General features: G+C 73.0%; 11 protein-coding genes. 8 read left to right on the top strand and 3 right to left on the bottom strand.

From position 1 onward, the window contains the following. The gene (locus tag ACZ6R6_RS12165; protein ID WP_470092610.1) at positions 1 to 585 is read left to right on the top strand and encodes a hypothetical protein; all 585 of its coding nucleotides are present in this window, start codon (positions 1 to 3) and stop codon (positions 583 to 585) included. Between the two features lie 74 nt (positions 586 to 659). Here the strand turns inward: ACZ6R6_RS12165 and ACZ6R6_RS12160 are convergent, their stop codons facing one another. Further along, positions 660 to 1,784 carry a hypothetical protein gene (locus ACZ6R6_RS12160; RefSeq protein ID WP_470092608.1) on the bottom strand — a complete coding sequence of 375 codons (1,125 nt, stop codon included), beginning with the start codon at positions 1,782 to 1,784 and terminating at the stop codon, positions 660 to 662. Beyond that, positions 1,781 to 2,311: an RNA polymerase sigma factor gene (locus ACZ6R6_RS12155; protein ID WP_451934760.1), complete on the bottom strand. Its 531-nt coding sequence runs from the start codon at positions 2,309 to 2,311 to the stop codon at positions 1,781 to 1,783. Before ACZ6R6_RS12155 ends, ACZ6R6_RS12160 begins: the two co-directional genes overlap by 4 nt. A gap of 228 nt (positions 2,312 to 2,539) precedes the next feature. Here ACZ6R6_RS12155 and ACZ6R6_RS12150 point away from each other — a divergent pair, with 228 nt between their 5' ends. Together ACZ6R6_RS12150 and glgX are read left to right on the top strand one after the other, a co-directional pair. Further along, positions 2,540 to 2,968: an OsmC family peroxiredoxin gene (locus ACZ6R6_RS12150; RefSeq protein WP_470092606.1), complete on the top strand. Its 429-nt coding sequence runs from the start codon at positions 2,540 to 2,542 to the stop codon at positions 2,966 to 2,968. A 529-nt stretch (positions 2,969 to 3,497) separates the two neighbouring features. Beyond that, on the top strand, positions 3,498 to 5,618 hold the full coding sequence (gene glgX / locus ACZ6R6_RS12145) for a glycogen debranching protein GlgX (RefSeq protein ID WP_470092604.1): 2,121 nt from the start codon (positions 3,498 to 3,500) through the stop codon (positions 5,616 to 5,618). A gap of 59 nt (positions 5,619 to 5,677) precedes the next feature. On the opposite strand, the gene ACZ6R6_RS12140 is transcribed toward glgX, so the two are convergent. Then, entirely contained in the window at positions 5,678 to 6,082 is a 405-nt protein-coding gene (locus ACZ6R6_RS12140; protein WP_451933332.1) for a hypothetical protein, read from the bottom strand. Between the two features lie 122 nt (positions 6,083 to 6,204). Here ACZ6R6_RS12140 and ACZ6R6_RS12135 point away from each other — a divergent pair, with 122 nt between their 5' ends. From ACZ6R6_RS12135 to ACZ6R6_RS12115, 5 genes are all read left to right on the top strand, one after another. Next, positions 6,205 to 6,939 carry a pyrimidine reductase family protein gene (locus tag ACZ6R6_RS12135; protein WP_470092602.1) on the top strand — a complete coding sequence of 245 codons (735 nt, stop codon included), beginning with the start codon at positions 6,205 to 6,207 and terminating at the stop codon, positions 6,937 to 6,939. 116 nt (positions 6,940 to 7,055) lie between these two features. Further along, a complete protein-coding gene (locus ACZ6R6_RS12130; protein ID WP_470092600.1) occupies positions 7,056 to 8,093 on the top strand; it encodes an ATP-dependent DNA ligase in 1,038 nt (345 codons plus the stop codon). 48 nt (positions 8,094 to 8,141) lie between these two features. After that, complete coding sequence (locus ACZ6R6_RS12125; RefSeq protein WP_470092598.1) at positions 8,142 to 8,501, top strand: hypothetical protein; 360 nt, start codon at positions 8,142 to 8,144, stop codon at positions 8,499 to 8,501. 231 nt (positions 8,502 to 8,732) lie between these two features. After that, positions 8,733 to 10,172: an aldehyde dehydrogenase family protein gene (locus ACZ6R6_RS12120; protein WP_470092596.1), complete on the top strand. Its 1,440-nt coding sequence runs from the start codon at positions 8,733 to 8,735 to the stop codon at positions 10,170 to 10,172. A gap of 70 nt (positions 10,173 to 10,242) precedes the next feature. Continuing rightward, a complete protein-coding gene (locus tag ACZ6R6_RS12115) occupies positions 10,243 to 12,441 on the top strand; it encodes an acyl-CoA dehydrogenase (RefSeq protein ID WP_470092594.1) in 2,199 nt (732 codons plus the stop codon). Positions 12,442 to 12,477: the final 36 nt, after the last annotated feature.

The following is a 12,477-nucleotide window of genomic DNA, read 5'->3' as shown; positions in this document are numbered from 1 at the left end:
ATGAGAACCAGCTTCAGGAGACCGGGCGCGGCATGCGCCGTCCTCCTCTCGGGGATCCTCGCCGCGGCCCCCGGTACGGCCCTGGCCGCCTTCCCCGGCACGGTCTCCGGCGCGACCCGCCGCGCGGCCGCGCCGTCCCGGTGCGAGTCCGACACCGCCCAGGCGGTCGCGTCGCAGCTGGGGCGGGCACCGGACGGGCGGTTCGTCCCGCCGGACACGCTCTCCTACGGCGACGGCGCGGAGGTGATCACGTTCCGGCCGCCGTCCTGCGGCGCCGCCCGCCGGGGCGCCGAGCGCGACTGCGACGAGGACGGCGTCCTCGACAACGCGGTATGCCTGTACGACCGCCGGGCGTTCGAGGGATCCCGCCAGGCCGTCAAGGTGACGGGGCCGATAAAGCTGAACGGGACGGGAATCATCATGTCCATAAAAAACGACCGCCCTTTCGTTTTCCTCGTCCAGCGGAGCCCTGAGGAGCGCGGGAGCTGTTTCCCGCCGGGCGGGGGCTACGGAGACACGGGCCAGGTGAGCGCGCGGCGCTGGGTGAACGCCCATCCCACCCTGCGCGACTGCCCTGATCTCTGAACCCGCGCGCCCGCCGGGCCCCGGACGGCCCGGCGCTCACCCGGCGTCCCGGACCGCCGGCCGTGACCGGCCGGTCACGGCGTCCGCCCCTCGCCGTCGACCCAGCCGCTGACGGCGTAGGTCCGATACTCCTCGACCGCCGGACGGAGGGACCGGGGGTCGCCGGCGAGCCTGATGAGCTCAGTCGCCAGCAGCCCGCCCGTGGCCGGGCTGACGACGAACACCCCCAGCAGCGGGCCGTCCTCGAACCCGAACCCCCGCCCCGGCCTCCCCGACCGGTCCCTGAGCGGCCCGAGCGAGCGCAGGTCGCCCTGGCGGGCGAGGACCCGCCACAGCGCCGCCGCCAGCTCCGGCTCGACCACGTCGTGGGAGTGGAGGTTCTCCATCGCCCGGACGAGGCGGCGCGTGCGCGTCATCGTGGTCTGCGGCTCGGTGGCCAGGAGCTGCCCGCGCAGCCGTGGCCCGGAGCGCGACAGCGTGGCCGCCCGCGGCCGCAGGTCCGCCGCCCGGCCGGTGTTCTCGGCCGGGCCCGGGACCGAGTGCCGGACTTCGGGCGAGATCCTCGCCCAGCCTCCGCCCCCGAACGGCCTGCCCGCCGTCCGCAGCGTGCGGTAGGCCCCCCGGCCGCTCACCGGGGTCCAGCGCCGGACCACCCACGGCATGATCTCCGAGGTCGCGCCGCCCGGCCCCACGGTGGTGGCCAGCAGCCACTCCTCGGTCCTGACGTAGCTCCACGGCCCGGCCTCCGGACGCGGCCGGGCCTCGGCGAGGGCGGCCAGCTCCAGCAGCTCGGCCGAGGCCGGCGGGAAGGACGCCATCGGGCGGGGCGGCGGCTGCCCCAGGGGCTCGCTGGCCGCGATGCGGGCGATCCTCGCCAGGCCCTCCGAGAGCTCCGGGCCGGCACGGCCGGCGGGACCCGGCGGCGGTGTGGCCCCGGCGGGCGCCGGGACCGGCCTGGGCTGCGGCGGGATCCGGAAGGGGACCACCGCCGCCACGGCGACCCCGAGGGCCGTGACCGCCAGCGCCGCCCCTCTCCCCCGCAGCCCCCACGGCCGTCCGGGCCGCCGGGCGGCGTCCCCGCGTATGACCCGCCGGAGAGCCTCCTCCGCGCCGGGGCCGGCCCCGCGCGCCGTATGCGGGGGGACCGGGTTGTGCCGGACCATCAGCTCGCGGATCTCGTCGTGGTCTTCCGGGATCACCGCTCCCCCTCCCCGCACTCCAGGCGCATCCCGCGCAGGGACTCGGCCAGCCGCAGGCGGGCCCGGCACAGCCGTACGCGGACCGCGTTGGGGGTCAGGCCGAGGATCCGGCCGATCTCCTCGACGGCGAGGTCCTCCCAGTAGTGCAGGCGCAGGACCTCGCCGTCCTTGGGGCGCAGCCGCGCCATGGCCGTCTCCATCGCGCCGCGGACCTCCTCGTCCCGGGAGCCGCCCCCGGGCGGGTCGGGCGGCAGCTGCCGCAGCAGCCCCGCCAGCCGCTGCCTGCGGCACTCGCCGCGGGTGGCGTTCCTGACGTGCCCCCAGGCCACGCGGTACAGCCAGGCGACGACGGCCCGGTCGTCGTCCCGGGGGATCCGGTGTCTCTTGCGCCAGGCGGTGTGAAAGGTGCAGGAGGCGATGTCGTCGGCCACCGCGAGGCCGACCCGGCGCGCCGCGTACGCCCACACGGGCTCATAGAAGGTGCGGAACATCCAATCGAACCATTTCTCCTCGTCGTCCTCCGACACGGCCGCCCCTTCCCAACATGCCGTCACCGTTCTTACGTCCGGCACCGAGGATTCGATTACAGAACAGACCTGAACGGCCACCGAAAGTGACGGCGTTCTCTCGCGGACGGATGAGAGCCGCGCCGGCGGAGACGGGCGGGCGGCAACGAGCGCTCCGGGGATGATCACCGCTCTCCCGGCGAGTAGGGTCGTTGATGGCTAACGCTTCGTGATCGAAAGGACATCGCCATGGCGACGACACGTACCGCGACGACTCAGTGGAAGGGTGCGCTGCTCAACGGGTCGGGCACCGTCGAGCTGAACTCGTCCGGGGTGGGCACCTTCGAGGTGTCCTGGCCCTCGCGGGCCGAGCAGGCCAACGGCAAGACCTCGCCGGAGGAGCTCATCGCGGCGGCGCACTCCTCCTGCTTCTCGATGGCCCTGTCCCACGGGCTGGCCCAGGCGGGCACCCCGCCGCAGTCCCTGGAGACCAGGGCCGACGTCACCTTCCAGCCGGGTGAGGGCATCACGGGGATCGTCATCTCCGTCCGCGGCCAGGTCGAGGGCCTGTCCGCCGAGCAGTTCCAGCAGGCGGCCGAGACCGCCAAGGCCAACTGCCCGGTGAGCAAGGCTCTGGCGGGCACGACGATCAACCTCGAGGCCGAGCTGCTGAGCTGATCTCCGGCCTCCCGTGGCCGCGCACGCCCGTCCGCGGCGTGCGCGGTCAGGGGAGGGCCTCCCGGCGTCCCGGGGGCCGGGAGGCCCCGGCCGTCCCGGCCCACCCGTCCCCGCCGCTCCCGTACGGCCCCGCGGCCCGCCCGTCCCCATGGCTCCCGCACGGCCCCGCGGCCCAGCGCCCGGCTCCCGCCCCGCCCCGGGCCGGCGCGTCGAATCCGCAGGTCCCGGCCCTGCCGCCGGTGTTCCGCACAGTGCCCGGGGGCACATACACTCAGGCAATCCCGCCCTGCTGGGCGCACCATCCGGTGACCGGGACACCCGACGGCGTCGTGTCCCGGCCGAGGGCCGTCCCCGCGGCCCGGTCACGATCCGATCAACAGACCAAGCAGCCGAAGAAGACCTGGGTAACCTCGTGAGCTCCCCGATGCTCCGGCAGCCGGTCCGGCCGCTCGTGTCCCCCGCCGCACAAGGGTGACAAGCACGACGACACCCTGCGCACGAGGGCTTAACTGGAGGAGAATAGGGCCACATGCGCGAAGTCTGGCCTGGAGAGCCGTATCCACTCGGTGGCACCTGGGATGGCGTGGGCACCAACTTTTCGGTGTTCTCCGAGGTGGCCGAGCGGGTCGAGCTGTGCCTTTTCGGAGACGACGGCCGCGAGGAACGCATCGACCTGCCCGAGGTGGATGGATTCGTCTGGCACGGCTACTTCCCGGGGGTCATGCCGGGACAGCGGTACGGCTACCGCGTCCACGGCCCCGACGAGCCCTCCCAGGGGCACCGGTGCAACCCCGCCAAGCTGCTGCTGGACCCCTACGCCAAGGCCGTCGAAGGCGACCTGTCGTGGAACGAGGCGCTGTTCTCCTACCCGTTCACCGACCCGGCCGGCCGCAACGACACCGACAGCGCGCCCTTCATGCCGAAGAACGTGGTGGTCAACCCGTTCTTCGAATGGGGTGACGACCGGCTGCCCCGCACGCCGTACCACCAGACCGTCATCTACGAGGCGCACGTGCGCGGGCTCACCATGCGCCATCCGGCGGTCCCCGAGGAGCAGCGCGGCACCTACGCGGCCCTGGGGCATCCGGCGGTCATCGAGCACCTGCTGAGCCTGGGCGTCACCGCGGTCGAGCTGATGCCGGTGCACCAGTTCGTGCCCGAGCACGCGATGGTCGCCCGGGGGCTGACGAACTACTGGGGCTACAACACGATCGCCTACCTGGCCCCGCACAACGCCTACTCCAGCTCGGGGCAGCGCGGCGGGCAGGTCCTGGAGTTCAAGGCGATGGTCAAGGCGCTGCACGAGGCCGGGATCGAGGTCATCCTCGACGTGGTCTACAACCACACCGCCGAGGGCGACCACATGGGGCCCACGCTGGGCTTCCGGGGCATCGACAACACGGCCTACTACCGGCTGCACGACGGCGACCGGCGTTACTACCTCGACTACACCGGCTGCGGCAACTCCCTCAACGTCCGCTCCCCCCACGCGCTGCAGCTCATCATGGACTCGCTGCGCTACTGGGTCATGGAGATGCACGTGGACGGGTTCCGGTTCGACCTGGCCGCCGCCCTCGCCCGCGAGCTGCACGACGTCGACCGGCTGAGCGCCTTCTTCGACCTGATCCAGCAGGACCCGGTGATCTCCCAGGTGAAGCTGATCGCCGAGCCGTGGGACGTCGGCCCCGGCGGTTACCAGGTCGGCAACTTCCCGCCCCTGTGGACGGAGTGGAACGGCAAATATCGCGACAGCGTGCGCGACTTCTGGCGGGGGAACGGCTCCGCGCTGCCCGAGTTCGCCTCCCGGCTGACCGGGTCCGCCGACCTCTACGCCACCTCCGGCCGCCGCCCGGTGGCCTCCATCAACTTCGTCACCTGCCACGACGGCTTCACCCTGACCGACCTGGTCTCCTACGACCGCAAGCACAACGAGGCCAACGAGGAGAACAACCGCGACGGCACCGACGACAACCGGTCGTGGAACTGCGGCGCCGAGGGTCCGGTGGAGGATCCGGGGATCGTGCGCCTGCGCCACCGCCAGCGCCGCAACTACCTGGCCACCCTCTTCATCTCCCAGGGCGTGCCGATGGTGCTGGCCGGCGACGAGTTCGGCCGGACCCAGGGCGGCAACAACAACGCCTACTGCCAGGACAACGAGATCTCCTGGGTCGACTGGTCGCTGGTCGAGGGGGAGAACGACCTGCTGGACTTCGTCAGGAGCCTGTCCGGGCTGCGCCGCGCGCACCCGGTCTTCCAGCGGCGCAGGTTCTTCCACGGCCGCAAGGCCGAGGACGGCACCCGCGACATCGTCTGGCTCACCCCGGCCGGTGAGGAGATGTCGGCCTCCGACTGGCACACCGGTTACGCCAAGTCCCTGACCGTCTTCCTCAACGGCGACGCCATCACCGAGCCGGGCCCGCGCGGCGAGCCGATCCTGGACGACTCGTTCCTGCTGCTGATCAACGGTCATCACGAGGACATGGACTTCACCGTCCCCGACGCCAAATACGGGACGGAGTGGCGGACCGTGCTGGACACCGCCGACGACAGGCCGGCGGACGGGCGGTCTGCCGAGAGGGTCTGGCCGCCGGAGGCCGTGGTGCCGGTGACGTCGCGCTCCATGCAGATCCTGCGCTGCCCCAGGACCTAGGTCCTGCCGGTCACCGGTGATCGGGCGTGCCCCGCGGGCGGGCGCGCGGGGCGGCGGGGCTAGAGCCCGGTGGCGATGGCGGCGGTGAGCAGTACGAGGACGAACGTGGTCACCCCGGCCACGCCGTGCAGCGCGACGGCGAGGACGGGCAGGCGCTGCTCGGCGCCGCGCGCGTGGCGGCCGCCGCCCAGCCAGCGGGTGAACATGGTGAACCCCAGCAGCGCCGAGGCCGCGAGCACCCCGAACGACAGCCACGCGAAGGCCCGCTCGGAGGTGAGCACGTAGACGATCCAGCAGGCCAGCGCGGAGACCGCCAGCCCCGGATGGGCGAAGACCAGCACGGTGGGGAACCGGGTGACCTTCGTCGCCTGCTGGCGCAGGCCCCCGCCGGACAGCCACAGATACAGCAGGTAGATCCCGACCATCGCGGTGATCAACCATGTCACGATCGCGACCAGCCCCACGGAACCTCCTGGATCTCCATGAGAATCATGTAACGGGAGTCAACCGAAGTCACCAGGCGCGTCGAATCCGTTATCGACCGGGCCGGGGAGCCCGGCGACCGGCGCTGTGCCAAGGTAGGGGGATGCGTCTCATCCATCCCACGACCTCCGGCGACGTCGATCTCGCCCAGGTTTACGCCTATCCGGGCGGCCGGTGCGTCCGGGTCAACATGGTGGCCAGCGCCGACGGCGGGACCTGGCTGGAGGGGCTGTCCGGCGGGCTGTCGGGCAAGGGCGACCGGCGGGTCTTCGGGGTGCTGCGCGGGCTGGCCGACGTCATCGTGGCGGGGGCGGCCACCGTGCGGGCCGAGGGGTACGGCCCGGCCCGGCCGAGGGAGTCGTGGCGCCCGCTGCGCGAGGGCCGTCCGGCCGCCCCTCCGGTGGCCGTGGTGACCCGGCGCCTCGACCTGGATCTGACGGGCCCGCTGTTCGCCGAGGCCGGGCCGGACTCCCGGACGATCGTCATCACCTGCGACGCCGCCCCCAGGGACCGGCGCGAGGAGGCCGCCCGGCACGCCGAGGTCATCGTGGCCGGTCACGACCGGGTGGACCTGGCGGCGGCGGTCGGGGAGCTCGGCGAGCGCGGCCTGGGGCGGGTGCTGTGCGAGGGCGGAGCGAAGATCAACGCCCAGCTCGCCGCGGCCGGCCTGGTCGACGAGCTCTGCCTCACGCTGAGCCCGATGCTGATCGGCGGGGACGCCTCCCGGGTCCTCGACGGCCCGGCCTCGCTCACCCGGCTCCACCTGGCCCACGTGCTGGAGGAGGACGGTTTCCTGTTCACCAGATATATTCGGAGCCCTGGTGAACCGGTGAGATGAGTTCACCGCCGGGCACGACGACACATGTTCGGAGCCGTAGTGGACGAGCAGAACGAGTCCGACGTCGAGCACCGCGGCCGGGTCCCCGCCGCCGTCCCTCCGGCCGGGGCCGCGGGATGAGACTGCCGATAGCGCCACCGCTCGCGCCGATGCTGGCCAAGACCGTCAACGGCCTGCCGCCGCAGGACGGCACCCTGTTCTACGAGCCGAAGTGGGACGGCTTCCGGTGCGTGGTGTTCCGCGACGGGGACGAGGTCTATCTCGGCAGCCGCAACGAGCGGCCCTTCACCCGTTACTTCCCCGAGCTGGTCGAGGCGGTGAAGGCGGAGCTGCCCGACCGGGTGGTGGTCGACGGGGAGATCGTCGTCCGCGACGGCCAGCTGCTCGACTTCGAGGCCCTGCAGCAGCGCATCCACCCGGCCGCCTCCCGGGTGAAGCTGCTGGCCGAGCAGACCCCGGCGTCGTTCATCGCCTTCGACCTGCCGGCCCTGGGCGAGGAGTCCCTGCTGGAGGCCCCGTTCTCCGAACGCCGGGCGCGGCTGGAGTCGATCTTCGGCGGCGCGGGGCGGGCGATCCGGCTGACACCGGTCACCACGTCCGAGGAGCAGGCGGCCGAGTGGTTCGACACCTTCGAGGGCGCGGGACTCGACGGCATCGTGGTCAAGCCGGGCGGCCTGCCGTACCAACCGGACAAGCGGGTGATGTCGAAGGTCAAGCACGAGCGGACGGCCGACGTGGTGGTGGCCGGATACCGCTGGCACAAGTCGGGCCCGGTGGTCGGGTCCCTCCTCCTGGGACTGCACGACTCCGGGGGCACGCTCCGCCATGTCGGCGTCGCGGCCGCCTTCTCGATGAAGCGCCGGGCCGAGCTGGTCGAGGAGCTCGCCCCGTACGTCAGCGAGGACGGCCATCCCTGGAGCGCCGAGTCGCTGCCCGGCGCGGTCTCCAAGTGGAGCGCCACCAAGGACCTGTCGTTCGTGCCGCTGAGGTCGGAGCTGGTGCTGGAGGTCGCCTACGACCACATGGAGGGCAGCCGGTTCCGGCACGTCGCCCAGTTCCGCCGCTGGCGCCCGGACCGCACCCCCGAGTCGTGCACCTTCGAGCAGCTCGAACGGCCACTCTCCTATGACCTGGACGACATCCTGGCGGGTTAGGGCGGCCCCCGCGTAGACACGGGCGCCATGAAGCGATATATCTCGACTATGGTGAGATCATCCTCCTCTGACGACGAGCTGCGGGCCGCCGTCGCGGCCCGCCGCGACCTCGGCCCCGACTACGAAGACTCCCTGGTCGAGGGCTTCCTGGAGAAGATGGGCCAGGAGATCGACCGGCGGGTGGACGACCGGATCGCCGCCCGCTCCCACAAGGAGGCCCCGGCGGTCCGCCCGTCCGTGGACGCCGGCCAGCGGCTGGCGCTGTCCATCTTCTCCCTGGTGTTCGGCGTGTCGGCGACGACCGGCATCTCCGTCACCTCCCAGGAGATCCCGGTGGTCGTGATACTGATCCTCTGGCTCGGCATCGTGGGGGTGAACGCGGCCTTCGCCCTCGGCCGGCGCCGCTAGGACCCGCCCCTCTCCCGCCAAGGTGCCGTCCGGCGCCTCCCGCACCACGCGATCCCGCCGGGCTCATCGGCGCGCAGCGAACGTGTCACCGGCCTCCGCCCTCCCCATGGCCCGACCGGATCAGCGCGGCCGGTCCCGGCGGACCCGCCGGCCACGGGTCCCGCCTTCCCGACTTAGTCAAGCAAGCGTACGCTTGGCTACGTTTCTGTAGGGCCTACGCGGGAGTGAGCAGTGAACGAGTACCGCAACTTGATCGGCGGGCGCCTGGTGTCCGCGGCCGACGGCCGCACGCTGGACTCGGTCAACCCGGCCACCGGCGAGGTGTGGGCCCGCGTCCCGGCCTCCGGCAGGGCCGACGCCGAGGCCGCCGTGGCGGCGGCGCGCAAGGCGTTCCCGATGTGGTCGGGCATGCCCGCGCTCGGCCGGGCGCACTTCCTGCGCGAGGTGGCCGGGGTCTTCGCCCGGCACGCCGAGGAGCTGGCCAGGATCGAGACCACCGACAACGGCCGCATCCTGCGGGACACCCTGAAGAAGGACCTGCCCGGCATGACCCACCTGTGGCAGATCGCCGCCGGCCAGGTGCTAGACGCGGTCAAGGGCGAGACCGTGATCCTCGGCCCCGGCAGCATGGGTCTCACCCGGCGCGAGCCGTACGGCGTGGCGCTGTGCATCATCCCGTGGAACTCGCCCGTCTCGACCTTCTCCGCCAAGGCGGCCTACGCGCTGGCGGCGGGCAACACGGTGATCGTCAAGCCCGCCGAGCAGGCCTGCGCCTCCGTGCTGCGGCTGGGCGAGCTGCTGGCCGAGGTGCTCCCGCCCGGCGTGCTCAACATCGTCAGCGGCCTCGGCGAGGACGTCGGGGACCCGCTGGTCCGGCACCGCGGGGTCGACAAGATCAGCCTCACCGGCTCCACCCAGACCGGCCAGGCCATCACCCGGGCCTCGGCCGACCACCTGAAGCCGCTGACGTTCGAACTCGGCGGCAAGTCCCCGAACATCGTCTTCCCCGACGCCGATCTGGACGCCGCCGCCCAGGGCGTGACGGTGAACTCGATCTACACCGGCAACGCCGGGCAGGTCTGCGTGGCCGGGTCCCGCATCCTGATCCACCGCTCGGTCTGGGACGAGATGATCGAGCGGATCACCGCGATCGCGGCGCACGTCACGCTGGCCGACCCCCTCGACATGACCACCACGATGGGCCCGATCGTGTCCGAGGGGCAGTACGAACGGGTCACCTCCTACCTCGACATCGCCGAGAAGGAGGGGGCCGAGCTGGTGTTCGGCGGCCGGACCGGGGCCGACGTCGTCCCGTCCATGCCCGGCGGTTACTGGGTGGCCCCCACGCTGTTCACCACCTTCGACAACACGTTGCGCGTCTGCCAGGAGGAGATCTTCGGCCCGGTGGCCGTGGCGATCCCGTTCGACACCGACGAGGAGGCCCTGACCGTCTCCAACGACTCCCCCTACGGGCTCGCGGCGGGCGTGTGGACCCGCGACCTCGGCCGCGCCCACCGGTTCGTCGCCGAGCTGCGGACCGGCACGGTCTGGGTGAACACCTTCCGCCAGATGCCGCCCGGCCTGCCGTTCGGCGGCGTCAAGGACTCCGGCTACGGCCACGACGCCGTGCTGGAGTACACCCGGGAGAAGGCGGCGATCATCCAGTCGTGACCCGCGCCGCCCGGCGGACGGGGCGGCGGCTCCCCTTACGATGGACCGAATATCGTTCTAGAGTCGGCGCATGGGCATCGGACTCACCGAAGAACACCGGGCGCTGGCGGCCTCCGTCCACGGCTTCGCCGGGCGGAACATCACGGCGCGGGGCATGGACCACGAGCCCTTCCGCGCCGCCCTGGCCGCCCAGGGACTGCTCGGCCTCCACCTGCCCGAGGAGCACGGCGGGCAGGGAGGAGGTCTGCCGGAGCTGGCCGTCGCCCTGGAGGCGCTCGGCGAGCACTGCGCTCCCGGCTCCCATCTGCCCACGGTCCTGGCCTCGGCGATCATCGCCCGCGCCATGCCGGCACCCGCCCTCCCTCCGGACCCCTCCCCCGCCGGGGACGCCCCGCCTCCCGTGACCCTCTCCCCTGCCGGGGACACCGCGCCCACCCGTCCCGCGCCCCCGCCGGCGCACGGCCTGCTCGCCGCCCTGGCCGACGGCACCCTGACCGCCGCCGTGGCACTGCCCGGCGGGGCGCGGGCGGCTGCCGCGGCGGGCGGGGCCGTGACCGCGCTCGGCTCCCCCGACGCCGACCTGTACGTCCTGCCGCTCCCCGACGGCCGCTGGGCCGCCCTCGACCGGGCCGACTGCGGCACCGAGGGGGTCGACGGCATCGACCTGTCACGCCGGCTGGCGGCCGTGGAGGCGCACGCCGTACCGGACGGCCGAGTGCTGGCCGGGGTGACCTCCGGCCTCGTGGCGGACCTGGCGGCCGTCCTGCTCGGCGCGGAGGCCTGCGGGGTGGCCGCCTGGGCGGTGGCCGCCGCCGCCGGCCACGCCAGGGTCCGCGAGCAGTTCGGCCGCCCGATCGGCCAGTTCCAGGGCGTCAAGCACAGGTGCGCCGCGATGCTCGTCACGCTCGAACACGCCCGTGCCGCCGTGTGGGACGCCGCCCGGGCACTCGACGGGGACGCCCCCGGACAGGAGGCGTCGCTGGCGGCCGGCACGGCCGGGGTGCTCGCCGCGGACGCCGCCGTACGGTGCACCGCCGACGCGATCCAGGTCCTGGGCGGCATCGGTTACACCTACGAGCACGACGCCCACCTCTACTACCGCCGGGCGCTGTCGCTGCGGGCGCTGAGCGGCGACCCCGGCGAGTGGGCCGAGCGCGTGGCCCGGTTGGCCGCCGGCGGGGTCCGCCGGTCGATGGAGCCCGACCTGCCCGAGGAGGCCGAGGCCCTCCGCGCGGAGATCAGGACCACGGTGGCGTCGCTGGCCCGGGCGGAGCCGGCCGAGCGGCTGGCCCGCCTGGCCGGCGAGGGCTGGATCATGCCCCACCTGCCCAGGCCCTGGGGCCGCGCCGCCGCACCGCTGGAGCAGGTCGTCATCCACCAGGAGTTCCGGGAGCTCAGAAGGCCCAACCTCGGCATCGCCGCCTGGGCCGTCCCCTCGATCGTCCGCTACGGCACCCCCGGGCAGCAGGAGCGTTTCCTGCCCAGGACCCTGACCGGCGAGATCATGTGGTGCCAGCTCTTCAGCGAGCCCGGCGCCGGCTCCGACCTCGCCGCGCTGTCCACCAAGGCCGTCCGGGTGGCGGGCGGCTGGTCCCTGAGCGGCCAGAAGATCTGGAACTCGCTGGCCCAGTGGGCCCAGTGGGCCATCTGCCTGGCCAGGACCGATCCCGACGCCCCCAAGCACGAGGGCATCACCTACTTCCTGGTCGACATGTCCTCTCCCGGGGTGACCGTCCGCCCGCTGAAGGAGATCAACGGCGAGGAGACCTTCAACGAGGTCTTCCTCGACGACGTCTTCGTCCCCGACGATCTGGTGGTCGGCCGGACCGGCCAGGGCTGGCGGATCGCCCGCGACACCCTCTCCCATGAGCGCGTCGCCCTCGGCGACTCCTGGGGCCCCGGCTCCCGGCACACCGACATGGTCGAGCTGATCGGCGAGCTGGGCGGCCCCGACGCCCTGCGCCCGGCCGCCCTGGAGGAGGCCGGGCGCCTGTGGGCCTCCGGTCAGGCCCTGTCCGCCCTCGGTCTGCGCGTCACCCTGTCCCAGCTGTCCGGCGGCGACTCCGGGACCGCCGCGAGCGTCCGCAAGCTCCTCGGCATGCGCCACTCCCAGGCCGTCTCGGAGTTCTGCTGGTCCGTCGCCCCCGCCTCGCCGTACTGGAACCGGATGATCCTCACCACGAGGGCCTTCACCATCGGCGGCGGCACGACCGAGATCCAGCTCAACATCATCGCCGAACGCGCCCTGGGCCTCCCCCGCGACCCCTGATCCCGCACGGTCCCGTACGGCGGGGCCGGATCCCGC

The sequence above is a fragment of the Streptosporangium sp. NPDC048886 genome, assembly GCF_055586905.1.
Note: the sequence above shows the minus strand (reverse complement) of the source record. Positions and strands in the feature narration are given on the sequence as shown.

What these genes read in the sequence shown, in the direction of transcription:
- ACZ6R6_RS12165 (WP_470092610.1), top strand. Translation starts at nt 1, where the DNA reads ATGAGAACCAGCTTCAGGAGACCGGGCGCGGCATGCGCCGTCCTCCTC.
- ACZ6R6_RS12150 (WP_470092606.1), top strand. Translation starts at nt 2,540, where the DNA reads ATGGCGACGACACGTACCGCGACGACTCAGTGGAAGGGTGCGCTGCTC.
- glgX (WP_470092604.1), top strand. Translation starts at nt 3,498, where the DNA reads ATGCGCGAAGTCTGGCCTGGAGAGCCGTATCCACTCGGTGGCACCTGG.
- ACZ6R6_RS12135 (WP_470092602.1), top strand. Translation starts at nt 6,205, where the DNA reads ATGCGTCTCATCCATCCCACGACCTCCGGCGACGTCGATCTCGCCCAG.
- ACZ6R6_RS12130 (WP_470092600.1), top strand. Translation starts at nt 7,056, where the DNA reads ATGAGACTGCCGATAGCGCCACCGCTCGCGCCGATGCTGGCCAAGACC.
- ACZ6R6_RS12125 (WP_470092598.1), top strand. Translation starts at nt 8,142, where the DNA reads ATGGTGAGATCATCCTCCTCTGACGACGAGCTGCGGGCCGCCGTCGCG.
- ACZ6R6_RS12115 (WP_470092594.1), top strand. Translation starts at nt 10,243, where the DNA reads ATGGGCATCGGACTCACCGAAGAACACCGGGCGCTGGCGGCCTCCGTC.